22 protein-coding genes are annotated in these 23,900 nt (G+C 39.2%); 17 read left to right on the plus strand and 5 right to left on the minus strand.

Annotation, left to right across the window (positions count from 1 at the left end; genetic code table 11):
* Positions 1-94: 94 nt before the first annotated feature.
* Both OCU38_RS04545 and OCU38_RS04550 read right to left on the minus strand, forming a co-directional pair.
* Positions 95-4,462, minus strand: coding sequence for a putative zinc-binding metallopeptidase (locus tag OCU38_RS04545; RefSeq protein WP_261823922.1), 4,368 nt, complete (start codon positions 4,460-4,462; stop codon positions 95-97).
* Positions 4,463-4,707: 245 nt separating this feature from the next.
* Positions 4,708-5,406 carry a metal-dependent hydrolase gene (locus tag OCU38_RS04550; RefSeq protein ID WP_261823923.1) on the minus strand — a complete coding sequence of 233 codons (699 nt, stop codon included), beginning with the start codon at positions 5,404-5,406 and terminating at the stop codon, positions 4,708-4,710.
* Positions 5,407-5,709: 303 nt separating this feature from the next.
* On the opposite strand from OCU38_RS04550, the gene OCU38_RS04555 reads away from it, so the two are divergent.
* Entirely contained in the window at positions 5,710-6,945 is a 1,236-nt protein-coding gene (locus tag OCU38_RS04555; RefSeq protein WP_261823924.1) for a dipeptidase, read from the plus strand.
* Positions 6,946-7,020: 75 nt separating this feature from the next.
* Here OCU38_RS04555 and OCU38_RS04560 read toward each other — a convergent pair whose 3' ends face one another.
* A complete protein-coding gene (locus OCU38_RS04560; protein ID WP_261823925.1) occupies positions 7,021-7,998 on the minus strand; it encodes a helix-turn-helix domain-containing protein in 978 nt (325 codons plus the stop codon).
* Between the two features lie 98 nt (positions 7,999-8,096).
* On the minus strand, positions 8,097-8,726 hold the full coding sequence (gene catB, locus OCU38_RS04565) for a type B chloramphenicol O-acetyltransferase (RefSeq protein WP_261823926.1): 630 nt from the start codon (positions 8,724-8,726) through the stop codon (positions 8,097-8,099).
* Positions 8,727-9,012: 286 nt separating this feature from the next.
* On the opposite strand from catB, the gene OCU38_RS04570 reads away from it, so the two are divergent.
* Positions 9,013-9,852 carry a LysR family transcriptional regulator gene (locus OCU38_RS04570; RefSeq protein WP_261823927.1) on the plus strand — a complete coding sequence of 280 codons (840 nt, stop codon included), beginning with the start codon at positions 9,013-9,015 and terminating at the stop codon, positions 9,850-9,852.
* On the opposite strand, the gene OCU38_RS04575 is transcribed toward OCU38_RS04570, so the two are convergent.
* Complete coding sequence (locus OCU38_RS04575; RefSeq protein WP_261823928.1) at positions 9,849-10,469, minus strand: hypothetical protein; 621 nt, start codon at positions 10,467-10,469, stop codon at positions 9,849-9,851. The two genes, OCU38_RS04570 and OCU38_RS04575, sit on opposite strands and share 4 nt — an antisense overlap.
* 255 nt (positions 10,470-10,724) lie before the next feature.
* Between OCU38_RS04575 and OCU38_RS04580 the strand changes: the two genes are divergently transcribed.
* The 15 genes from OCU38_RS04580 (at position 10,725) to OCU38_RS04645 (ending at position 23,855) form a co-directional block, all read left to right on the plus strand.
* A complete protein-coding gene (locus OCU38_RS04580) occupies positions 10,725-11,006 on the plus strand; it encodes a hypothetical protein (RefSeq protein ID WP_261823929.1) in 282 nt (93 codons plus the stop codon).
* Between the two features lie 1,090 nt (positions 11,007-12,096).
* Positions 12,097-12,336 (plus strand): Flp family type IVb pilin, encoded by a 240-nt coding sequence (locus tag OCU38_RS04585; RefSeq protein ID WP_261823930.1) that lies wholly within the window; start codon positions 12,097-12,099, stop codon positions 12,334-12,336.
* A gap of 60 nt (positions 12,337-12,396) precedes the next feature.
* Entirely contained in the window at positions 12,397-12,804 is a 408-nt protein-coding gene (locus OCU38_RS17090; protein ID WP_390625240.1) for a prepilin peptidase, read from the plus strand.
* Between the two features lie 33 nt (positions 12,805-12,837).
* Positions 12,838-13,674 (plus strand): Flp pilus assembly protein CpaB, encoded by an 837-nt coding sequence (gene cpaB, locus OCU38_RS04590; protein WP_261823931.1) that lies wholly within the window; start codon positions 12,838-12,840, stop codon positions 13,672-13,674.
* Positions 13,671-15,017: a type II and III secretion system protein family protein gene (locus tag OCU38_RS04595; RefSeq protein ID WP_261823932.1), complete on the plus strand. Its 1,347-nt coding sequence runs from the start codon at positions 13,671-13,673 to the stop codon at positions 15,015-15,017. Before cpaB ends, OCU38_RS04595 begins: the two co-directional genes overlap by 4 nt.
* Positions 15,014-15,556 (plus strand): hypothetical protein, encoded by a 543-nt coding sequence (locus OCU38_RS04600; RefSeq protein ID WP_261823933.1) that lies wholly within the window; start codon positions 15,014-15,016, stop codon positions 15,554-15,556. The genes OCU38_RS04595 and OCU38_RS04600 overlap by 4 nt, the downstream gene beginning before the upstream one ends.
* Positions 15,557-15,565: 9 nt before the next feature.
* Positions 15,566-16,792 carry an AAA family ATPase gene (locus OCU38_RS04605; protein WP_261823934.1) on the plus strand — a complete coding sequence of 409 codons (1,227 nt, stop codon included), beginning with the start codon at positions 15,566-15,568 and terminating at the stop codon, positions 16,790-16,792.
* A gap of 1 nt (position 16,793) precedes the next feature.
* Positions 16,794-18,083 (plus strand): CpaF family protein, encoded by a 1,290-nt coding sequence (locus OCU38_RS04610; RefSeq protein ID WP_261823935.1) that lies wholly within the window; start codon positions 16,794-16,796, stop codon positions 18,081-18,083.
* 11 nt (positions 18,084-18,094) lie between these two features.
* Positions 18,095-19,030 carry a type II secretion system F family protein gene (locus tag OCU38_RS04615; protein WP_261823936.1) on the plus strand — a complete coding sequence of 312 codons (936 nt, stop codon included), beginning with the start codon at positions 18,095-18,097 and terminating at the stop codon, positions 19,028-19,030.
* Positions 19,030-19,923 (plus strand): type II secretion system F family protein, encoded by an 894-nt coding sequence (locus OCU38_RS04620; RefSeq protein ID WP_261823937.1) that lies wholly within the window; start codon positions 19,030-19,032, stop codon positions 19,921-19,923. Before OCU38_RS04615 ends, OCU38_RS04620 begins: the two co-directional genes overlap by 1 nt.
* Positions 19,923-20,711 carry a tetratricopeptide repeat protein gene (locus tag OCU38_RS04625; protein ID WP_261823938.1) on the plus strand — a complete coding sequence of 263 codons (789 nt, stop codon included), beginning with the start codon at positions 19,923-19,925 and terminating at the stop codon, positions 20,709-20,711. The genes OCU38_RS04620 and OCU38_RS04625 overlap by 1 nt, the downstream gene beginning before the upstream one ends.
* Positions 20,708-21,247: a TadE/TadG family type IV pilus assembly protein gene (locus OCU38_RS04630; RefSeq protein WP_261823939.1), complete on the plus strand. Its 540-nt coding sequence runs from the start codon at positions 20,708-20,710 to the stop codon at positions 21,245-21,247. Before OCU38_RS04625 ends, OCU38_RS04630 begins: the two co-directional genes overlap by 4 nt.
* Positions 21,228-21,791, plus strand: coding sequence for a tight adherence pilus pseudopilin TadF (gene tadF, locus OCU38_RS04635; RefSeq protein ID WP_261823940.1), 564 nt, complete (start codon positions 21,228-21,230; stop codon positions 21,789-21,791). The genes OCU38_RS04630 and tadF overlap by 20 nt, the downstream gene beginning before the upstream one ends.
* A 2-nt stretch (positions 21,792-21,793) precedes the next feature.
* Entirely contained in the window at positions 21,794-22,429 is a 636-nt protein-coding gene (locus tag OCU38_RS04640; RefSeq protein ID WP_261823941.1) for an OmpA family protein, read from the plus strand.
* A 22-nt stretch (positions 22,430-22,451) separates the two neighbouring features.
* Positions 22,452-23,855 carry a TadE/TadG family type IV pilus assembly protein gene (locus tag OCU38_RS04645; RefSeq protein ID WP_261823942.1) on the plus strand — a complete coding sequence of 468 codons (1,404 nt, stop codon included), beginning with the start codon at positions 22,452-22,454 and terminating at the stop codon, positions 23,853-23,855.
* Positions 23,856-23,900 lie beyond the last annotated feature (45 nt).

Below are 23,900 nucleotides of genomic sequence, written 5' to 3' on the forward strand. Positions count from 1 at the left end.
AGGCAGGCGCTACTCTAGTTTTATAAACAAACGCCAGGGCTGTACGCTCTGGCGTTTACTTTTGTGCTCAAATCATAGAACACTAGGATATGACTTATTCAACATCAAATCGTAAATTTTCAGTAAACTGATATTGACGATTATTGCCTGCTAAGTCTCTTACCGTCATTTCAGTTAATCCCCATGTTCCTGGAGCTGAACCAACGGGTAGTATTGTTTCAAAGACGTACTGGATTGGCGTGGTAGCATCGCAATTAGGGTTGTCTTTTAAAGCCTGACTATTACATTTGAAATAGCCACCTTCCTGATCGGGGGCTGTGGTTTTATCCACGTTGCTATTTTTTGAATGCCAGAAGTGAAACTCTTGGCCTTGAGGATTTCTCAATCTGATCCCGGTGATATTTAATCCTGAAGCCGTTGCTAGAGGTTGCTCTTCATATGCCCAATAGTAAATCTTAACTATTGTTTCACCATTTGGGTTGTCTGGATTTGTTGGAGCAGCAGTTACTCGAAGGCATGTTTCATCCTCATCTTCAGATTGACATACCTGTTGATTAATCAAAGGCGCATTAGTATCAGGAGTACTTCCCGATACTACGAGCGTGATTGGATCTTCATGAGTCGGATGGTTTTCTGTAAAACTTGTTTTTCCAATATTCAATGCTTTATCTCGCATATTTATATATCTGGGACCGTAGCTTCCTAATGGAATAAAGCGAGTGACTAACCAGTCTATCGTACAAATGTTTGTAGCATCGCTAGGGTTAGATATTTCAGGGCTATGATAACTATAGAGTTGATGACTATACTGACCCCATCCAAATTCAGCAGATTGATTACTTATAGTTGCATAGCAGTAACCTTGATCCATCGACTCATTCTCATTTAGTAGCCACTGTAATTGCAGCAATTGCTCATCTTCTTTTAATTCAACTGGTGAATCAGTAGAGTCAGAGTTAAACAAGCTCAAAGTCATGCTGTTTTTTACATATTGGGGCGCAACAATATCTGAATTTGCATTATTGATATAGAGACGCCAACCATAGTCCGAGCTTGCCAGTTTTTCAATTCTACGATTGCCAACTTGATCGAAAACGACTATTTCAGCGGGCACCCACCAACCTTTAGCCGCTTCTGCTGGAAGATCGAATCTTGCGATTAATTTAGAGTCGAGTTGTGCTCCATTAGCAGGTTTAAAGTATTGATCTTTATATGTTCCAATTGGGCTTAGTAAGCGCATATACGCACCGGATGCACCGTCAAAACAATTGTCTTGGTTATTGCAGTTTTCACTTGTGTGTAATCCAAGAGTCACTTCTACACTTTTCTTTTGTTCTGGCGCGCCATATACAGAGATATCGACACTATTGATTTTTCCTGGATATATATAATCTGGGTATAAATTAAGCACTTCAAAAGTGAGATCAGGACGAATTACACTGAGATAGATACTACCTTGCATAATATAGTCTCGGATGAATTCGTATTTTGGCAATGCTCTTGAACGCAATAAATCAGGGTTGGTTAAAAAGTAAGAAATACTTTCTGCCATATCTTCATTGGGATTCAACTTAGCGGCATACGCAGTCACAAATTGAGTGGTGCTGCATGATGCCCATTGTCCGTCAAAAACAAGCTCACCATCAAATTTGGGATGGTCATGTACTTCAGTTAGAACGTTTAATGTCTCTGGAACTACGTTTGGTGGTGTCCAATTATCAGGGTCTTCTGTCCATTGTTTACAGTTCCCGTCGGTATCTCCTGGAATATACCACCCAGATTTTTTTAACCATTCATATTTGAGGTCATTTGAGAATGCGTAGTCCCATAAGAAGTGAGACTTTTCGTGAATAATTAAACGTTGAATATCACCAATAAAGTTTTGCGTAAAGGCTGATTCCATAAATTCAACATAATTAGCCGATGTCCAGGCTACAGCCGGTGCAGCCGAATATAACGGGTGGGGAAGCCCATTCGCACGTCTTAAGAAGTAACGCAGACCGCCTTTTTCATTAGGTAGACTGAGATCTTTCATCCCTTGAGGGAATTCTTCTAAAATAGCAATGATTGCAATTAATTCTTTCGGCTGAAATATTTGCCATATATTTGCATTACGATCGTCGTCTATTACAGGAATGGTCTTGTAGAGCCCGTTAAAGTTACTAGTAGTCGCTATAATTACGCCGTAACGCTGTTTGAGTATATGAGCCGCTACATCAATTTTTTGGCCATTGTCTGTAACAAAGCGTATAGCTGCGTTATATAAACGGTTAGAGAAGAATCGTCCACGCTTACCATCAACAGTCACGATTGTTGGTGATGCATATTTGAATGTTTGAGTAGAAATTTTAACTTGAGTGCTAGCATCTGTTAAATTGGTGACTTCAATATCGTCTGTCAAAAGTTCGTCAGTTAATACCCAGTGACTTGCATACGGATGCTCAGCAGCCGACCCTCCAGAGAGTTGATTTGGAAAACTTTCAAGGCCCGTTCTTTTTAGCATTTCAAGTAGACGGTACGCATGTTCCTGACTCCAAGGGACATCTGAATCATCTAAAATAATACCAAACAGCGACTGTAGGGTTGCACTTGCATGGGAATCTACATCGCTATAATCTTGGCCTATAATTTCTATCGGTAAGTCTTTGTTTATATATGAAGAATACTCTCGTCCCGCCGTGTTGATATCTTCAGACCAGTGATATTGGAAGTGATCGTGTTCTAACCCATCAATACGTTCAGCATTAAATTGAGCAAAAGTACCGGCATTAATTTTGATGACATTACCATTAACTTCTGACAAGGAAGTTCTAGCTCTTGGGCTATCATTTTCTTCGACACTATCATCGGCATCTGCAATTTTATATCCTGCTTGACTAACAGTTAAAATATAATCTTGTTGCTTATTTAATCCTTCAAACTTCAGTTCACCATCTTTGGATGTGGTTGTAATGAGTACACTTTTGTCATCGGAAGTTAAGGTTCCGATAACTGGACGGTCATTACTTGCACCTGAAACATCAACGATAATTTCCTGGTCGCCAACAGTACGTTCAAATTGAGCGTTTATCGTGCAATCGTTCGATACATTAGTGATGTAGTATTTATTGTCTTTTAAGCTACCACCACATCCACTAATTGACTCTAAGGTATATTTATCGTCTGTGGAAACATCAAATTGAGCAGCATCTCCATAAGCTACGCTCATTGAGTTCGGTGATACGTTGCCACCTTCCGATGAGTGTGCAGTTATGTGATATATAACGGGGGCAAAGGTTGCGATTACCTCACAGTTATCTTTTAATACTCCGGTTTTATATGTATTCCCGTTTAACGAGCCATCACAACCTTCAATATGTTTGAGTTGATATCCGTCATTAGCATTTAGATCAAAGCTTGATGTCTCTCCATAATTAACACTTTGCTCTTTTGGTGAGATAGTTCCCCCGCTACTTGCATGAGATAACGCTGTAATTATTATTGGTGTAAATTCGGCGGCAATACTACAGTCATTTGTAATTAGTCCAGTATTGTATTGAGAGCCGGCAAGAGCCCCCTCACATCCAGTTACTTCACTAATCTCAAAGCCATCATCAGCATTTAAATTAAAAGTATATGTTGAACCATGTTGTGCATCTTGAGTTTTAGGAGTAATACTTCCTCCTAATGATGTTGTGCTTGTTATTGTATAATGTTGGGGAGGGGTTGGGTTATTATTGGAATTAAATTGAGCAGTTATCGTACAATCGTTCGATACATTAGTGATGTAGTATTTATTGTCTTTTAAGCTACCATCACATCCACTAATCGACTCTAAGGTATATTTATCCTCTGTGGAAACATCAAATTGAGCAGCATCTCCATAAGCTACGCTCATTGAGTTCGGTGATACGTTACCACCTTTCGATGAGTGTGCAGTTATGTGATATATAACGGGGGCAAAGGTTGCGATTACCTCACAGTTTTCTTTCAATACTCCAGTCTTATATGTATTTCCGTTTAATGTGCCATCACAGCCTTCAATATGTTTGAGTTGATATCCGTCATTAGCATTTAAATCAAAGCTTGATGTCTCTCCATAATTAACACTTTGCTCTTTTGGTGAGATAGTTCCCCCGCTACTTGCATGAGATAACGCTGTTACTAATATTGGTGTGAATTTGGCGGCAATACTACAGTCATTTGTGATTAATCCAGTATTGTATTGAGAGCCTTTAAGGACTCCCTCACATCCAGTTACTTCACTAATCTCAAAGCCATCATCAGCATTTAAATTAAAAGTATATGTTGAACCATGTTGTGCATCTTGGGTTTTAGGAGTAATACTTCCTCCTAATGATGTTGTGCTCGTGATTGTATAATGTTGGGGAGGGGTTGGGTTATTATTGGAATTATCATCACCGCCACAGGAGACGACACTGATCGCTAAGCCTAATATCACTAGGCTATTATTTAAATTCATGAAACCTACCACTATTGTTGACCAAGATTCACATTGTCATTTATTTTATATGCATGAAATAAATAGCAATACTCTTCTATTTGCTAAAATTAATGTCAGAGAAGGTAGTATATTTGAAATGTTATTTTTTATCTTTGATACAATTCATATTTTATTAATGTCAGACATATAGATCAATATGCAACTATATTTACATGGCTGGTTTTTATAATACTTGGTAGAACAACCATTAATGGTTGTTCGATTTAATAGAACTTAAACTGACTCCAGTTGCTTAAAACATGTATGAACTCCATCATATTTGGCGAATACCAATATCCAACAACACAGATAGCGACCAAGCTAACGCTTAATACGATATGATTTTCGGGAAGCAGTTTAAGCGCTGTGCCGAACGAGTTTTTAAGTTTAAATCGGCTAAATTCCACGCTATTTATCTCATCCATCAAGAGATGCAATAAAAACCCAACCAAGAAGAAAAAGCCTGTGAGCCATGCAGTCATAGCAGGCTTTATCACTAAGTGTCCTGCAAGATAGAAAGTGACGTTAACCAAAACTAACGTATTTGCTACGCCGAAAATAATAGAGTGGCAGGCGCCGCGGTGGGCGGTAATCTTTTTGAAAATTCGTAATAGCACCTGGTGTAAAAATAGGTAGATGGCTAGCGGGATGAGCAATAAGCGCAGTAATCCGGTTGGGGTATGAGCATCACCTATGACGTAATGCATGGCTCCAAAGCACAGGGCTATGGACATGGCGCCATAAATGACTTCAAGAGAGGTAGAGCTATCTGAGTCAATATCGGGATATAGGCTACCTATTGAGCCAATAAACCATAGCCATAGTGCGGTCTGAATAGTGATGTCACCTTTTGCCACTAGGGTCGCGGCAGCAATGCCTGTGACGGCGACGCCTGCTTTGAGGTGCGTTTCAAAGTTTGCCATTTGAGGTATTTTCGCAATTGATGAGGTTTAGTTTACGGAATTTAACCCTATGCTTGGTAACTGGCAAGTTAGAGGATTGTCAGAGTTAAAGCATAGTCCTTTTTAAATTTTCTTTTGTAATCAGTAACTAAAGAATTGAACTGCATGGTTAAAATATTGTGAAGTTTTAGTTGTCATAAATGGTGAGCATAATTTTACTTTACTATTTTATCGTTGGCGCAATATGCACATTATTGAATTGCTGTTCATCTATTCTTGTTTGCACTAACAGAGCACTGAATCAGAAAATTAAAAGGTAGCATCATGAAAAAACTATTATTAGCCGTCAGTATTGCCTCACTATCAGCCACCGCAGTTGCGTCGATTGAAACGAAAGATTGGTATGGATATGCATCACCTGAAGCAAAGCAGTTTGTGAAAGATAACATAGTATTAGATTTTTATGCTTCTCCTGCTGGTACTGGATTTTCTAAAGATTCCGAGGTGGCTCAATATATTGATCTTGCCCATGAGCGTGGAATAACGGGGGCGTCAGTGACCATTGCAGCTCCCAATACTCCAAATATGCTGGCGTTTAAATCAGAACATGGCAAATGGACAAAAGCGTCTTCAGCTGCCAATACGCCGATTCGTTATGTAACAAAGGTTGAAGATTTTCAGCTAGCCCATGAAAACGGTGAATATGCGATTATGTGGGCAAGCCAAACGACTATGCCTCTTGAAGGTGATGCAGCTAATGTTGCAGTAATGGCAGAGCATGGCATTAAGACAATGCAACTGACCTACAATGAAACAGAGTTAACGGGTGGCGGCGTTATTTCTATGATCAATGGCGATACATCGAGCCTAACTGATTTTGGTAAAGAGGTGATTGATGAGATGGTAAAACACGGTATTACCGTTGATTTGTCGCATACTTCTCATTACACCACTGAGGGCATTACCGATTATATGCAAAAGCAACATAAAGGTGTGCCGGTGATTTATTCTCATTCACCAATTGCTTCTACCTATGGTTGTGAACCTCATGAAACTTTGACTGAAACCGAGCAGCGTATGGCGAAACAGAACTTGAAAAAGGGCGATCCTGATTTCCGTTTAGCGGCGTGTTATCGACTCATTTCTGATGAACAAGCAAAGACAGTTGCGGATATGGGCGGCGTTATTTCTGTAACCGCAACCGAATGGATGATGGATGGTATCTGGCCGGAAGATATTACACCTAAACAATTTGCTGAGATGATTGATGGTGCAGTAAAAGTGGCGGGTATCGACCATGTGGGTATTGCGACTGACGATATGATGACGACCTCGAAAGTCGTTCCGTTTGCTAAAGCAAATGCGGATAAATACGCAGACAATGGTTACATGATTAATGCTTTTGATAAAGGTGCGACTGGCTGTGCTGAACTTTCAAAGCATATTGCAGGCGTAGTCGATGCATTATGGGAAATGGGCTATTCCAATGAAGATATGGCGAAGTTGTTTGGTCAAAACTTGATGCGTGTTTATCAGCAAACTTGGAAAACGAAAGCTTAATTTTTTGCTTTAACTGCTTCCTATAAACGATGTGGATGTTTAATACTCTGTCGCAGTAAAAACAAGTAGCCTGCGTTATACCTGTTGTGTAGCGCAGGCTTTTTTACGCCACTGTAAAGGCGTAGTGTTTTCGGCTTTTCTAAAAGCGCGAATAAATTGTGAGGTATCTGCGTAGCCTAAATGTTCGGCAATATCGGAAATGGAAACGTCTCGTTCGCGCATTACTCGTTTGGCAAATGCCATATTGAGGGATTCTTTTATTTTGCGAAAACTACTTTGTTCTAGCTTTAAATATCTCTGCAAACTGCGCGGTGAGATACCTGTTATATAACTAAAGTCGTTGATAGAAATGTCTTGCCGTCCTATATAACACTCTAGTGCTAAGGCAACTTGTTTACTGAAGGGGGTAGGCGGTTTATGCCATGTTGTACTTTCTACAATGCCAATAGGCTTTTCTGGTGAATTGTAAAAAATTCCAGTGCTATTTTGTCCCATAAACTGCGGCGTGTGAGTGGATATATTGAGTTTATCTAATCCGGTTTTTTGTTCAGAGAACAGATGGTATTTGCAAGGTTGAGAAACTGCTTGGGTGGATGCTAAGTACTGATGTACTACAACAATAGCGTAAAGCTCTGCGACTAGATTAAACGGGGTAACATCTTCTAACGCAAATTCTAGGCTTTGTATTGTATCACTACCTGTTATTTGGGTGTTGGGTTGAAAAGTGACGCTTTTTACCGGTAATAGATAAGCAATCTGTTCTGGGATAGAGAGGCTTGTCATTGATGAATTATTCAAGCTAATCTGTTTTATATAGTCATTTACACCTTGGCGAATAAAGGCTTTAAAGTCTTGATGGGATAAGCTTACAAAAGCTTGTTGTAGTAAAGAGGCCAATGCTCTGAAAGGCACAAATTTTGCCGAACTAGAGTTTAAATAAATAGGTAGATTTGAGCTGTGTACGATTGGCCATATATCGTCGATATAGTGCTCTAATGCGTTGATTTGCACTATAACGGCATGTTTATTAATGAGCGGGACAGTTAAATTCATCGTATACCTTGGCTCTTACTTACACCAATCTCAATTTATTAGTATTGATATAAGTAATAGCTTATTGGTGGTAAATGTCACGACTGTTATAGGCAGTTTTATTTGGATGTTGTTGATTGCCAGTACAAATATAGCGCCTGAATATCGCCAGAGCACAAATGGGGAACTGCTTCTTTAAGAACAGTTTGCGGCCAATCCCACCATTGCATCTCTAATAGCATAGCGATTTCAGTGTCAGAAAAACGAAATTTAATGTGCTTAGCGGGGTTGGAGCCTACTATTTCATAGGGTGCAACGTCTTTGGTCACAACAGCGCGACTCGAAATCACGGCGCCATGCCCAATGTTTACTCCGGGCATAATCATAGCTTCCGTCCCAATCCAAACATCATTACCTATTATGGTATCTCCGGCGCGCTCAAAACCATCTTTGGCTTGTGCAAAAGTGTCATCATCTCGATAGAAAAACGGGAAAGTACTTACCCAATCATGCCTGTGCCCTTGATTACCAGCCATAATAAATGCCGCACCAGAGCCAATAGAGCAAAAACTGCCAATAATAAGCTTATCAACATCATCCCTATCAGGTGCAAGATATCGAGCACAATCATCAAAACTGTGCCCATGATAGTACCCAGAGTAATAACTGTGCTTACCTACAATGATATTTGGGTTAGTCACTTGCTGCTGCAACGGCACACCAGCGAAAGGGGATTCAAAGTAGTTCATAGTTTGTTCTCTAGGTTTTAGGGACGTTCTTGCGGGGTCAGGTCTTGAAATTTGCATAAATACTATTTATGCAAATTTCAAGACCTGACCCCGCTTTACCGAATAGTAGATCGGGAGTGCAGAAGTTTCAAATACTTGATAAGTTGGGTAAAGGAGCAACGCTGATGGCGCACTCTGAATTAATTGATGAATTAAATTCGCTTAAGGTTGTTATTTTATTCATTCAGTTTATTCTTATGCGTTGAGAATCTAAGTCGAGCAGTGGGTAGTAACTGGTGAGAACATTATGCTAAAAGAGCTAGTACTTTTTAAATATGTTTATGAAGGTGATAATTTTAGGGATGTTGCGAGTAAAGCAAACACTTCTATATCCTCTCTATCTAGGGCTATTACTAATCTTGAGCAAGATTGCGGGAAGAAGCTTTTCATTAAAGATGGCATCACGTTAATTCCCACAAGTGAAGGAAAGTACTTATATTCGAAAATAACAGCGAGTCTAGATTCAGTTACGTATGAGTATGATATGTTTCGTACTAGCACTCCTCAAATCACGTTATTGAAACCGATACAAGTTAACAGTACGTTTTTTATTCAGCTTCTACACGATGAAGCGTTAAAGAGCGAGCAACTATCATTTAAAGAATTGAATAATTATCCCACTAGAGAAAAAGCGTATTCAGATCTTTTAATTGGCGAAATCGATTTGTTTATCGATAAAAAACCAATAACAGATAGGCGATACCAATGCCACAAGATCCAATCTGATGAGCTCGTTTTTCTTTGTTCGAAGCAGTTTCATGAAAATATTATTGAGTCAGAGCCTAAAAATCTAATCAAATTAAAATGGCTTGATGATTACAGTGATAAGTTTACAAGTAATGCAGATACCAATGAGTATCTAATTGATAGTCTTATATCTTTTTACGATATTATTGAAAATTCAAAATATACTGGCATTGTATCAGAGCAAACTGCAAAGACTCTTGATCATGATGTTTATTCATTTTCAGAAGTCATTGGAAAAATGGAACTCTATTTGATAGTAGCGAATCGAAATATAGTCAATAAACCGTTGCTAAAAGACATAATAAAGAAAATACAAGAGTCTAAGCTAATACTACGTTAACTGTATAAAAAACTTGTACTCATTACTTTCCAGGGGTGATTATGGTTACCATTATTTAACTCTAATCTATTTCTAGAAGGAGTATCGTACATTTTATTGATTATCTCCCTTGATATTTTAATGTTGTTCAAATAGCGTGATAAGATTTTAAACAATCTATGGTATAGAGCTGAGTTCTTTAAATCTTGCGTATAAGAGTTCCTAAGATCCCCATAATAAGGGCTATGAGCGCCGATGTGTGACTTTTCATATGCTGTTCTATCTTTTCCTGATAGAAACATGATTACGCAAGATGAGTTGCAATACGTTTCAACGTCCGTATTCCAACCAGATTTATTTATATAGTTTGCTATTTTTATTGCATCATTAAGATAACCACCATTTGACTGCAATATAACAGATGAAATATCGTGGGTTCCTTCTGATAGAAAATGTATAAATTTCAAATACTCACCACTTTCGATATCACCGTTAATGATTAATGTAGCTTTATTAGAATCTTTATCGTGATTATATATTTTATATTGAGCAGAATGAGCTCCAAATGAGAAACTGATTAAAGCGAATAAGATAATATATTTTTTAATATTATTAATAATTTTGATTATATTATTCATATCTTTAATCAACCCACGTTCTATGATTTACATGAGTTCATCTTTGCTTTAAATTTTTTGGATTAACATGAAACAACTTGTTTCATGTTGCTCTTTTCTGACGAGGTAACACTTTTTAACGAGAATTGGATAGTAGATTTGATAGGATACTCAATCTTGCTCATATGGTTTTGCGGGGTCAGGTCTTGAAATTTGCATCAATGGTTATTGATGCAAATTTCAAGACCTGACCCCGCGTGGGGGCAAAGGATGTGTATGAATTTGGATAAAGCGAAAAAACGTATAGCTAAGCAGGTTAAGAAAGGATTTAAGGGATATCCTCAGATTACGTTGGCGTATTATGGGGAAACCGAAGAGTGTGCAACGGTGGTTTCTGTGCAATTTATCTTGTCGGAAGAGGATAACCTACAAGAGGAACGCTTTTCTTGTGAAACTGATATTCGTGAAAGTGAATTAGTGCAAACTACGATACTTAAGATAATAGAAAGAGCGAACGCTAATTCAGTTGTCGAAGTACCTGGGGTCGCGACTCTTTAATTTATCTTGTGGGGTCAGGTCTTGAAATTTGCAAAGTATATAATTTATGCAAATTTCAAGACCTGACCCCTTTATTATTTTTGGTTCTAGTTAGTGGTAACATTCAATACCCAAAAAGAGGTATATATAATAACTTGCCGAAGTGTTTATAAATTAAGCTATTTTCTATCTGGGCATTAATATATAAAATGAAACTAGTTGGGTATGTGGTTTTTGATTTGTTAATTATGATGGTATTGTTTTTTTAGTTAATATGCATTTTCATACTTATATATAACTATAAAATCATGGCTTCTAGTGGGTTCTGAAGATAAAACATGATCCTTGTCATTAAAATGAGGGTTTATTGTTCAAATTTATTTTTTTTAAGTTCAATTTTGATAGAGTGTTTACTCTATCGCTATGCTTAATCGGTGCTTCAAGGCGATATAAAAAAGACAGAACAATAACTAAAGCATTGTCTATAGGTTAGATAGGCGTTTATTTTTCACTTTTTTATGGGTCCAAACGGTGTGTTTGACCATTTTTACGAAAAGTTATACGTGCTAATTGATGTTACATAAATGTTTGTAATTTCTGTTTTTTACTTTAACTCTGATAATTCCAAATGCCTCACATCAGAATATATAGACTTTGTAAAGACTATAAAATCGAGAATTAATATTTCATAGTATCTATAAACCCTTGAATTTGAATGGTTTTTAGTTGTGTGTAAATCATTCAATCTGAACGGTTATGCTACTTTGGTGTGAGATTCTTAAACTTAAATGCTGTAAAATTCATTAAAGTTGAAATTTAACACTGCTGTTGTGTTTTGGTAAGTATCCTCTTTTGTTATATAAGACCTTCCTAAATTATTTTTACCCGTAACTTTCCTATTGCTTCAAATTATTCTCTCGCTACAATCTGCGCCGTTCACAAAATGTGAGTAAACAAAGTACCTTAATAATTAAATTTTGTGCGTCTGACATGTTTGATTATGGCTTATTCAAAAAGGTTGAAATATAACCATCCAATGAATAAGCATAGATAAGGGAATTATTGAATCGAAATCATATAGATGATTTGGAATAAACTTTAGGAGCATACCATGTTTACCCCTTTATACGTAAAATCTACTCTAGCTTCAGAATCTGTTATCAACAAATGTAAGTCGTTCATAAAAGATGAGCGCGGTGTGACTGCGGTTGAATATGCAATTATTGCTGTAGCAATGTCAGCAGTGGTATTAGCTGTTTTTCATAACGGTTCTCTTAAAAATGCCTTAGATAACGCAATGGGACTTGTCTCTACAACTATAGGCGCAGCAAGTAAAGCTCCTACGCCTTAGTTTATTTAGGATAGAGCTGATAATTTTATCAGCTCTATTTTTATTATGTGTTATATATTAATGCTATTTTTAATTATCATTGGATACTCTGATTGGAAAACGCGCACTATTCCTAATAAGTTTGTATTATTTCTGCTAATACTACTTCTTCCTACTATTATAAAAAATTTTCATATAATTGTACTTATACATTTTTTGGGAATATTAATACTAGGATTTTTATTATTCTTAGCCGGAGTTATGGGCGCAGGCGATATCAAACTTCTTGCAGTCATTAGCCTAGCGGTGAAGCCCGCTTTCTTTCTTTTATTCTTGTTTAGTATCACTTCCATGGGAGGAGTGCTAGCAATAGGTTATCTCATTTACGGCTATTGTACCGATATCAATAAGGTAAGAGCTAGAGGCATACCTTATGGACTGCCAATCGTTCTCTCGGCGGCATGGGCGCTATTTGTCTCTATTCATTAATGCTTTTTTTGGTTTGTTTCCTTAGGGGGAAAGATGAAACTAAGAATTTTTATATTGGTGCTTTTGTTAGGAGCTGCCGGCTTCTTACTTTTTAGCAACCAATATCACTCTCAATCACCGCAATCTGCTCAAAACAATACTCCTCAACCTATTCAGGTCGAAAAAACGTTTAAAGTCTGGATGACGACACAAGAGATCAGCCGTGGCGAAGAAGTTACGCGCGAGCAGCTCAAAATTGTTTCTTTAAAACAAGCACAAGCATTCGAACATGCTATTGACCATGATGTAGAAATCACAGTCACTCCAGGGATGGTAATTAATAGAGATCTTAAACAAGGTGAATTTATCTTTCCTGAGATGTTAGTGACACCAGAGCAAGATGAGTACGTCAATCTGATCATTCAGCCCAATCATATACCATACCCAATCGCGCTATCACCGGAAGTCTTAGTTGGTGGCGGTATTCAAGCTAACAGCTTTGTAGATGTGCTCGCCTACACCGCTTCAAACAATAGCCATATTGCTGACGATGCCGAAGATGTTGAATATCTTGATGAAAGCGATACTCGTGATGTGTCTATTTCACCTCTATTAATGCATGTAAAAGTGTTAAAGGTTTCTTACCCACATAAATCTGATGAAGAAGATAGTGGTGAAGATGAAGCTGACTTGTTGACCCAAAAAGCAACTCTAGTACTTGAGCTTACTCAAAAGCAGGTAGCAAAAATGACTGTTGCTCGTCATATATCTGATATTGCGGTCCAACACTCTATTGGTACAGAGCACAGTAGCGATTTGAGTGCCGATGTTGATGATGTGTTACCTAATCTAAATCAAGTTCGTGAGATGCGTGGAGATCAAGACAAATGAAAATGACATGTCGCATTTTATTAGCAGTGATGGTGGCTTTAATTTCACTGTCAGCATTGGCTACAACGATGAATCTGCAAGTGGGGCAGGCACAGTCTTTGTCATCTCGTCAGGCTATAGGCTCTGTATTTGTAGTCAATCCGAAAGTGGCAGACTACAAAGTGATTGATAACAATAAATTAGTGGTTTATGGCAAGAAAGAAGGGGATACCAGTCTATTGGTGTTTAACCATGATGGAAAAACTCTAATTAGTCGTAAAGTTCATATTACTAAAGACCTTTCTTATATCAGTCAGCAAATAAAAATGCGTTACCCGCATAGCCAAGTGAAGGTGTCTTCAGTGGGTTCATCTATTGTACTTAGCGGTAATGTATCAAGTGATGCCATTAGTGACGGTATTTATCAGTTGGTTGGCTCCATGGCGCAAGGCGATGGCAAGGCAACAGCTTCAAGTGATAAACATACTAGCGCGGATAAAACAGCGGTAGATCAACCTAAGCAAGCTATTGGTCATTTTGTTAAGAAAAAACAATATCCTGGCGTTGTAAATAACATAGAAGTCATTTTAACCCGTCAAGTGAACGTCAAATTGACGATTGCTGAAGTTACCCATGATTTTGCTGAGAAACTTGGCGTACAAGTAGGCTCTGGCGGACAAATGGGGGTGTTTGTTGATCATATCGAACACATCAGTGCTAGCGATATCACCTCTGTGATCACTGCGGTTAACTCAGAAGATGTTGGGCAAGTATTGGCTGAGCCAAATCTTTCAGTGATTTCAGGTGAAAAAGCGAATTTCATGGTGGGTGGTGAACTACCGATTGTCTATTCAACAGATGATAACCTCACCGTTGATTTTAAAAAATACGGTGTAAACCTTGAACTACAAGCGCTTGTTGAGCGCGATGATAAAATTAAGCTCTTACTTCATCCGGAAGTAAGCTCAATCGATGAGCAGAATCGCAATGAAGAGTTTGATATTCCAGCACTTAAAACTCGTAGCGCAGAGACCACTGTTGAGTTAGGTGATGGGCAAAGCTTTATCCTTGGTGGTCTGTTGGATTCTAGAGATGTTGAGCGTCTAAAGAAGATCCCATTTGTTTCAGAAATCCCAATCATAGGTGCACTATTTAGACACACCGAATCCGAGCGCAACAAAACCGAATTGATCATCGTTGCCACCGTTAACCTAGTGCACCCAATCGATGGCGCACAAATTCAACTGCCAACAATGCGTAAAACACACACTTTAGAGCGTTGGTTAGGGGTTCGTAGTTCCCAAAAATCGGCAGGAGAGCAGTGGGGGCGTGAGATTTTAGCCGCTGGAGGGTTTAAGAAATGATGTCTTCAAAAATCAATCAAGTAGTGAGTCTTTTTACTCTATGCGTGCTGGTTAGTATTAGCGGCTGTAGCGAATATATCCACGAGCGCAACGCCAGTACCATTGATGTGGTTCCAGTGAATTATCATCTGCAACTTAAAGTGCATTCGCCTGGTTTGAAAAAATCGGTGGATAAAGTGGTGGCGTACGTTAACTCGCATCGTAACGAATTAGTCGATCACAAAATCGAGCTAAATTGGTATAGCAAGAACGCCTACAAAGTTGCTACTCAAGTAAAAAGTTACCTTGTTTCGCAAGGGTTTAATACTGATAGCGTGGTATTGACCAAAGGCAATGCCAAACGTGATAAGCCTTATTTTGATTTAGAACTGTTTGCCCAGAGATATCAATCGGTTTCCAGTATTTGCCACTACGAGCAAATTGAAGAATACGGTCGCTATCCCAACGGCTGCTTTGTTGAAGGCAACCGCTGGCAGATGATGAACCATCCTGAACGCGTATTAAATACCGTAAATTCAACGTCATCTGAGCAAGAGTAGGAGAGCCCCATGTTAGATTTTATGGATTTAGTCTCTAGCAAAGATGGCAGAGACGAAGAACTGAATAACCTCTCTACAGCGATGTTTTATCGCGACGATGAGTGCATGCTGAGCATCAAGGAAGCATACGGGTTTGAAGGTTGGAAAGCGCCTGAATTTTTTGCGATGAAAACGCAAAAGCTTGCTGATTATATTCGTGAACAGACGCCAGAAATTTTGATTCTTGATTTTACCAATAGCATTGATCTTATTGGTGACGTGGAAGAGATCCAAAGATTACTGCCAAATACAGTTTCGGTGATCATCATGGGCGCTCAAGACTCCATATTGCTGAAACGTGAAGTGCAGAGTAAAGGGTTTTATTACCTTTTCTGGCCTTCAGAAAAGCACGACATTATTGATCTTGTAAGACAGGTACGTAGCGAAAGCCTTACCAACGAAGGTCTAGGTCAAGCGCGTAAAGCTAAGAAAATTTCTATTGTGGGTTGTAAGGGCAGTTGCGGCAGTACCTTTATTGCCTCTGAGGTGGCTCATCAGTTAAGTCATGAGAAAAAATCATCGTGCTTATTGGTTGATAACCATTATTTGACCAGCAACTTAGACATCATGTTAGCACTGAAAAACTTCCAGCGTCGTCCGCTAACCGAGTCAAACATGCTGTCAAATCTTGATGTGTCATCGGCTAAAAACCTGACTCAAGAAGTAACCCCTTTACTTTCAGTTTTGGCTTTAGAGCAAGATGAGCGTCGTAATAGCATTGAGCTAAGACAATATTCAGATGCTATCGCCGATGTACTCGCCGAAGAAGTGAACTTTATTGTTGAGGAATTTTCTAGCGACAACCAACTCTATAGCAGTGAGTTTTTAGCTGATAGCGATGTGGTCGTTTTAGTGTTTGATCCTATTGTGTCCGCGTTGCGTAACGTAGCGACCATCAAGAATGGTATTGAGAAATTGGTAACCAAGCGAAATGTACGCTTCTTATTAGTGATGAATCACACCATGCCTGCCAAATTTGCCACCGTCTCTAAAGTTGAGGTCGAAAAATTACTCGATACCCAGATTAATATCGAATTGCCTTTTGATAAGTATGTTCGAACGACCAAGTTAGAAGGAAAACCAGTTTCGGCGGGTAAAACCGCATCTGCAAAAGGATTGAAGCAGTTGACTGCTTTGATCTTAGGCCAAGTATTGGTCAAAAAACGTGGCATAAAAGTATTTAGCAGGACTAAGTAATATGAACGCAAGCGAAGCATATCTTTATATACGTAATAAGATTTTTACCGTTTTAGACGCAGAAGTGGTAAACAATTTATCTAAAGATCAGTTGCGCCAACAACTTGCCAGCGCGGTAGATTCTATCGTGCAACAAGAGCGGTTATCGGTGCCGAGTGTTATAAGACAAGAGTATGCACAAAACTTAACCAATGAATTGGTTGGGCTTGGTCCATTACAAAGCCTTATGGACGATGATTCAATTGCCGATATTATGATTAATGGGCCGAAGAATATTTTTGTGGAACGTAACGGCATTGTTGAAAAAGTGCCGGTCACGTTTATTGATGAAGAGCAGTTGCAAGCGGTAGCAAAACGCATCGCGACCGAAGTAGGGCGTCGCGTGGATAGCACTTCACCCACTTGTGATGCACGCTTGATGGATGGTAGTCGCGTTAACATAGTGATCCCACCCATTGCCATTGACGGTACTTCTATTTCGATTCGTAAGTTTCAAAAAAGCCGTATAGATTTTAAAAAGTTGTGCGAGTTTGGCGCAATGAGCCCTGAAATTGCGCAAGTATTAATGATTGCTGCGCGCTGTCGTTTAAACATTATCATTTCAGGTGGTACCGGTTCTGGTAAAACCACCATGCTAAACGCGCTCTCACAATTTATTTCAGAAAAAGAACGCATCGTCACAATCGAAGATGCGGCCGAACTGCAATTGCAGCAACCCCACGTTGTACGTTTAGAAACTCGCGCCGCCAGCGTCGAAAATACTGGCATGATCACGCAACGCGATTTAGTTGTGAACTCTCTGCGTATGCGCCCAGATAGAATTATTATGGGCGAGTGTCGTGGCGGTGAAGCATTTGAAATGCTACAAGCGATGAATACTGGGCACGATGGTTCAATGTCCACTTTGCACGCCAACACGCCAAGAGATGCAGTTTCTCGTATTGAATCTATGGTCATGATGGCCACCAATAGCCTACCTTTAGAAGCCATTCGTCGCACCATCGTCAGTGCGGTAGATATTATTGTGCAAGTGAGCCGACTACATGATGGTTCTCGTAAAGTCATGAGCATTTGTGAAGTTGTAGGGCTTGAAGGACAAAGTGTTGTATTAGAAGAAATTTTCAAATTTCAGCCAACGCTGGGACACTCTTCAGAAGGTAAAGTACAAGGTAACTTTGTAACGGCCGGTCTTATGCAGCGCTCAGTGTTAATGGAAAAAGCACGTTTCTTCGGCTTACAAGATAAGCTGTCAGCAGCCTTTGGTTCACTTGATTTACAAGCAAGTGCGTAAGAGGAATTAGCGTGTTAATTAAATTACTTCTAGGCGTATTGTTAGTCTGCTCTGCGTTTTTATTTTATCGAATATTAAACCCAAAGCGTCATCATGATTATATTGATGAAGCGGCTAAGTTTAACCAGACTGTGCATCTTAACTCGATGATGGATGATCATCAGGCTGTGGATTTGTTATCCCTTTCTGATCAAACCTTTAAGCAAAAGATCGAACAAGAGTTTCGCAATATTAAGCTACAACTGGGTGCTAGAGCCGAGTTAAAGATCATTTTATTTGCACTGCTTGTGGCATTTGCCTGCTATGAGCTAAACAGTGGCATCTTACAAGCAAACCTCATTGTTATTATTATCTTAGGTGAGATTATTGCCGCTTATCTGGCGTTAGGTTTTCTTAAAAAGCGTGAAATGAACGCATTTGAAGACTCTTTCCCTATTGCCTTGAATATTATGACCAGTGCCGTTTCGGCTGGTGAAAGTGTCATGCACGCCGTCATTCACGTTGGCAATAACCTTGAAGGCCCAGTCGGTAAAGAGTTTCGTCTAATGGGGAACCGCCTCCAGATGGGTGAGGCTCCTGATGAAGTGTTTCGTAAATCGTGTCGCCGCTTTCCTTATCGAGCTTTCTATTTTTTCGTGATCACCTTGCGCGCTAACATGCGTCGCGGTGGGCAGTTGAAAGATGTTATGTCAAAGCTTAATCGGATTATGTTTAACGCTAGGGCAATTGATAAAAAGAAAATGGCGATGACGTCAGAGGCAAGGGCATCAGCGAAAATTGTTGCCGCGATCCCCTGCATATTTATGGTGATCATGAGGATGTTTAGCCCTGAAAACTTCCACTATGTTATGACAGATCCAACAGGGCGTTATATCCTTTATTATCTTATTGCCAGTGAATTTACCGGTATTTCAATCATTGTTTGGCTCATGAAGGGAGTTAAATAATGAATTTACTTTCAATATTTTCTGATCGCAGACTGTGGATACTCATTGTTTTAATCGCAATGGTGTTTTTTATTGTTGATTTGTTTTACCTATCGGTGCGAAGAAAGAAAATGCTTGCCAAAGTTAACTTAAAGAAAAGTGACTCTGAGCAAGATAAGAATCATTGGTTGCAGTCTATATCGGGAGCATTAAACAAAATATTCTCAGGCGATGAAGATGATATCAAAGCGAAGTTTATCGCCGCTGGATTTTATAATGGCGCTAAATACGCCAGTTACTTTATGCCAGTAAAATATGGCGCGCTTATTCTTGGTGGTATAGCGATTTATCTACTTGGCTTAGAAAAGCATTGGTCTAGCACCTCGTACATTATCTATGGCAGTTTATGGTTGCTATTTACCTTAATATTCCCTGATTCATTCTTAGCCAGTAGAGCAAAGAACCTTAAACATAAAATTTCGGGAAATTTACCTTATCTATTAGATTTAATGGCGGTGTGCGTACAAACCGGCATGACAATAGAAGCGGCAATGCAATATCTCTCTTTAGAGATGAAAGGCTTTGATGATGATATTAGTTATTTACTAGATAAAACCAATGATAGAGCTCGCATTGTGGGAATGGAACGCTCTCTTGATGAGTTGCAAATCCGCGTACCGACAACTGAAATTCAGAGCTTTGTTATGACGTTAAAACAAAGCATGCACCACGGCACGTCTATTTACCAAGTGCTTTCTACGCTTTCGTCGGATATGCGTGAAGTGCAAGTTTTGGAACTGGAAGAGAAGGTGGGTAAGCTATCTTCTAAAATGTCCATTCCGCTTATTCTATTTATTATGGTGCCTATTGTTATTTTGATAGCGGCTCCGGGTGTTATGAGGATGCTATTGTAATGACAATTATTCGAATATTCGCTGCATTAGCTTGTATGTTTTTATTTGGCTGTGCTTCGCAACCAAATAGTGAACAAAAAGCTTTTGCCAGCAGTGAGAAAATTTATTTAGTCAGTCATAACTACCGAAAGTTAATTGATTTATATAAAGATGAGCTTAAAAAAGAGCCCGATAATATCGAGTTAAAGACTAAGTTAATCCGTACTTACCTGAGCTTTAACGATAACGACTCAGCAAGATATTACCTCAATGAGCTTATCAAAAATCAATCAAAGCCTAATCCAGATCTTTATTATCTTGACGGTTTGGCTTACTACCAAGCCTCTGATTTTTCTTCGGCCAAAGAGTCTTTAGAAAAAGCGTTAGAAATTAAAAACTATCAAGGAGAGTCTTCTCATCTAACGGAAGATATTTCGGGTGATATTTATAATTTAAAAGGGATAGTAGAGGCTTCGCAAGGGGATTTAAAAGCGGCTAAGTCTGACTTTATTCAAGCCAAACATTATATGTACGACGATGTAAAAATGGCGAATAACTTAGCGGTTATCGACATGCTCAGTGACGATTATCAGTCTGCCTACGATCGTTTAATGCCGTTTTATTTAAACGGTGATGGTGATGATCAGCTTAAAGCAAATCTTGCGGTTTCAATGGCTAAGCTCAATAAATATGAAGAGTTAAAGCAGCTATTTAGCAAGAAATATGACGAGCAAAAGATCTTTGAGCTTTACCAATATTTACAGCAGCTAGAAACCAATAGCTTTGATGATTTTAAGGTATTGAAGTGATGTTTAAAGGAAGACGAAATCAAAAAGGGATTGCGACGATAGAGTTTGCTATGGGGTTTATCTTTTTTTGGTTAATGGTTGTGCTGTGGATTGAGCTTAGTTATGTCAACTATGTCTCATCTTTGGGCGATTTAGCTATTTCAGAAGCCACACAAGCGGCTAAAAAACTGAAACATAATCATAGTGGTAATCAGTCTCAGTATGCGGCCATGTATCAAAAGGCCTTTTTAAATGCGATAGAGCGTAGTGACAGCTTATGGAGCAACTTTATTAAGCCTAGTGATTTTATGGCCTCGATTACCTTCATTCACGACTATACGAAATTGGCTCAAGAGCCTGATTGTGGCTTTGATCCAGCGCATCCGCATCAATTTTTTAGGCAGTGTGGGGATAGCCAAAGTAATAGTCCGATTGCGGTTTATCACATTGAATACAAAGGAAGCACTATTTTTGATGTATTTAACCCTGGAGCGCAATTGTTTAGTCGAGAGATGTTGGTAATTCAAGAGAATGAACGTGATCAATTTAGCTACTAAAAAGCGCAATCAAGCAGGAAACTTTACGGTTGAGTTTGCCATCGTCGGCGTAGTGTTCGCGCTTCTATTGGTATTTACCTCAGACTTAGTGGTCAAGCTTGCGACACATGGCAAGTTAGACCGTATGTCGTTTTCCGCCGTCAGCATTTTAAAAGAACGAACTCAATTTAGCTCGCAGCACGATATTGTGCCGCTAACAAATATTGAAGTAGACAATGTTTATCGCGTTATCGAGCGTTCTTTAGCTCGAACTGTGGGTAACTTTGATGAGAACAAGCTGGGGTTTGTGGTTGAGGAACAAAGATTTAACTCAAACGCACAAGCTTTACCTTTGTCGACGCTACATGCTTCCATGCATTCCAAAGGATGCACTTTAAAACAATCACTCCATACGATGCAAAACCTATCGGTTAAGAGCTCATGGGGTAGGCGTTTTACGCTTTATCGAGTCACTGTGTGTTATCAAACTGAGAATTGGTTTGGTGATTTGGTCGGTAATACATTTAATTCTGTTTCTTCTAGCTCAGTCATTATGGGACGTTAACCATGCATTCAAAATTATTTATTCGTTTTACCCTGTTTTTGGGGTCTTGCTTGATGACCAATGTGGCATTGGCTGCGCATCAAGCAGAGTATTATTGTGGTCAAGGTAATTTAGAATTTAAGGAAACTATTTCTGTAGGAAAAGCGACTGAAGTTCGAGTTTCTCAAGGGGCTTTTATGCAGATAGAATCACCAAACCAAGATTCATCAGCCCTAGATTATCTTGCTAATTCTCTGGATCGCTCAGGTTTGAGCCAGCAGTGCATTGAATACCTTGAAGCGCATTCAAAAACGGAGAAAAGCAATACTCCAGAGCTATTATCGCGCGTGTATTTCTCGTGGGATAAGAGCGAACTGACCGACAAATCGCGTTATATATTGGCACAGGTGCTAAAAAAAGTGGCTGACCGAGATAAAAATCTGCTGTTAAAAGGCTATACCGACAACACGGGTAGCAAACAATATAACTATGAATTAGGTTTGCGCCGTTCGCAGTCAGTATTAGCGTATTTAGCAAAACATGGCTTATCTAAAGGGAAAATGCATGCAAGCTCGAAAGGTGAAGCCGATCCTGTAGCCAGCAATGCAGTGGCAAGTGGTAGAGAGAAGAATCGCCGAGTAGAGATTGATGTACAGTAATCGAGGTTGTTCTCCACGGAGATTGTCGGCACAGCGCGGTCATGCTGGTATTTTATTTGCCATCATGATCCCGTTTATTATGTCGATCTTTGTCTGGGGTATTGAAGGTGGACGCGCTATACAGACCAAGGCTCGCTTGAATGATGCGGTTGAAGTGGCCACCTATGCGGTTGCAGCGCACAACAGCGATGACAATAGTGTGAACGATGAACTGGTTAAACACTATTTACGTGCGTACATTCCCGACTATCAGGATGTGCATTTACATGTTACTAAGATTGCCTGTGAAAAAAACCCAGCCTGTACACAAAACTTAGCGCGTAATCACGATGCAAAGCGATTCTTTGAATATAGGGTAAACGCTAAGATCAATCAAAAGGCTTGGTTTACTAACCCTACTTTTGTCGATATGGGCAAGGATTATGATGTTGCTTCGGAAGATTCAGCACGCAAGTATCAATCGCAAGCGGTAGATGTTGTTTTTGCTGCGGATTTTTCGACCTCAATGGGCAATCGATTGAAGAGTACCTGTCCGAACGGTCGTTGTTCTCACTCTCATCCTGGTCAAGCCAAGTATAAGATGGTCATTGAGATCATTAAAGAAATTACCGATGAACTGCAAAAGTTTAACAATAACTTAGCAAATAATCAGAAGAATAAAGTAGCTTTTACTGCATACGATAATTACGTGCAGCAATTAACCCATCAATATTATCCTTCAAGGTATTATTACCAGAAAGAAGGTAGTTCTAATCATTATTCATTTGACAGACACGGAAGAGCTAATACCTGTTATCAGAGTTTTCAGTATGGTGGTAATCAAAGCAGTCACAGTATCAGCCAGACAGTTGCAATACATACTATTCAGCATATTTTTGATATGTCTCATTGGGGCGGTGATGCAAGTAAGAACTATCGATGTATATATTCAGTGAGCAGTTCTTTGTCAAATGCCAGTTTTCATAATGTTCCCATAACCGATAATTTCTCAGCATTCAATAATGGGATTAAAAATTTTAAACCTAAAGGTGGTACAGCTTCTTATGTGGGATTGATTAGGGCTGCTCAACTTGCCGCTAGTCCGCAAGCCGATGAACCACGTCGCTTGATTATTTTGCTTTCTGATGGACAGGATTCTCATCCTAATATAACAAGCATGTTGGCCCATCCAGGATACAATCATATTGGTTTGTGTGACAAAATTCGTGAGCACTTTAATAATCCATCATCTACTAGTCATTGGACAAGTGAACATAAGGAAGTTAAAGCACGCCTAGCTGTGATCGGATTTGATTATCCAGTCAACAGCAACACTGGGCTTAGAGATTGTGTAGGTAAAGATAATATTTATACAGCCGAAGATAAAGATGCCATTAAGGACAAAATACTGGAATTAATCAGTGAAGAAATAGGGCATTTGAACTAAATAAAATCAGGGTCAGGTCTTTCATTTTGCATCGCACTTGCTCTC

The organism is Vibrio neonatus, from assembly GCF_024346975.1.
Taxonomy (GTDB): Bacteria; Pseudomonadota; Gammaproteobacteria; order Enterobacterales; family Vibrionaceae; genus Vibrio; species Vibrio neonatus.

Excerpts from the sequence above, each read along its gene's own strand:
- OCU38_RS04550 (WP_261823923.1), bottom strand. The coding sequence starts at position 5,406 with ATGGCAAACTTTGAAACGCACCTCAAAGCAGGCGTCGCCGTCACAGGC.
- catB (WP_261823926.1), bottom strand. The coding sequence starts at position 8,726 with ATGAACTACTTTGAATCCCCTTTCGCTGGTGTGCCGTTGCAGCAGCAA.
- OCU38_RS04610 (WP_261823935.1), top strand. The coding sequence starts at position 16,794 with ATGAACGCAAGCGAAGCATATCTTTATATACGTAATAAGATTTTTACC.
- OCU38_RS04545 (WP_261823922.1), bottom strand. The coding sequence starts at position 4,462 with ATGAATTTAAATAATAGCCTAGTGATATTAGGCTTAGCGATCAGTGTC.
- OCU38_RS04640 (WP_261823941.1), top strand. The coding sequence starts at position 21,794 with ATGCATTCAAAATTATTTATTCGTTTTACCCTGTTTTTGGGGTCTTGC.
- OCU38_RS04555 (WP_261823924.1), top strand. The coding sequence starts at position 5,710 with ATGAAAAAACTATTATTAGCCGTCAGTATTGCCTCACTATCAGCCACC.
- OCU38_RS04580 (WP_261823929.1), top strand. The coding sequence starts at position 10,725 with ATGAATTTGGATAAAGCGAAAAAACGTATAGCTAAGCAGGTTAAGAAA.
- OCU38_RS04600 (WP_261823933.1), top strand. The coding sequence starts at position 15,014 with ATGATGTCTTCAAAAATCAATCAAGTAGTGAGTCTTTTTACTCTATGC.
- OCU38_RS04605 (WP_261823934.1), top strand. The coding sequence starts at position 15,566 with ATGTTAGATTTTATGGATTTAGTCTCTAGCAAAGATGGCAGAGACGAA.
- OCU38_RS04560 (WP_261823925.1), bottom strand. The coding sequence starts at position 7,998 with ATGAATTTAACTGTCCCGCTCATTAATAAACATGCCGTTATAGTGCAA.
- OCU38_RS04575 (WP_261823928.1), bottom strand. The coding sequence starts at position 10,469 with ATGAATAATATAATCAAAATTATTAATAATATTAAAAAATATATTATC.
- OCU38_RS04620 (WP_261823937.1), top strand. The coding sequence starts at position 19,030 with ATGAATTTACTTTCAATATTTTCTGATCGCAGACTGTGGATACTCATT.
- cpaB (WP_261823931.1), top strand. The coding sequence starts at position 12,838 with ATGAAACTAAGAATTTTTATATTGGTGCTTTTGTTAGGAGCTGCCGGC.
- OCU38_RS04625 (WP_261823938.1), top strand. The coding sequence starts at position 19,923 with ATGACAATTATTCGAATATTCGCTGCATTAGCTTGTATGTTTTTATTT.
- OCU38_RS17090 (WP_390625240.1), top strand. The coding sequence starts at position 12,397 with ATGCTATTTTTAATTATCATTGGATACTCTGATTGGAAAACGCGCACT.
- OCU38_RS04570 (WP_261823927.1), top strand. The coding sequence starts at position 9,013 with ATGCTAAAAGAGCTAGTACTTTTTAAATATGTTTATGAAGGTGATAAT.
- OCU38_RS04595 (WP_261823932.1), top strand. The coding sequence starts at position 13,671 with ATGAAAATGACATGTCGCATTTTATTAGCAGTGATGGTGGCTTTAATT.
- OCU38_RS04585 (WP_261823930.1), top strand. The coding sequence starts at position 12,097 with ATGTTTACCCCTTTATACGTAAAATCTACTCTAGCTTCAGAATCTGTT.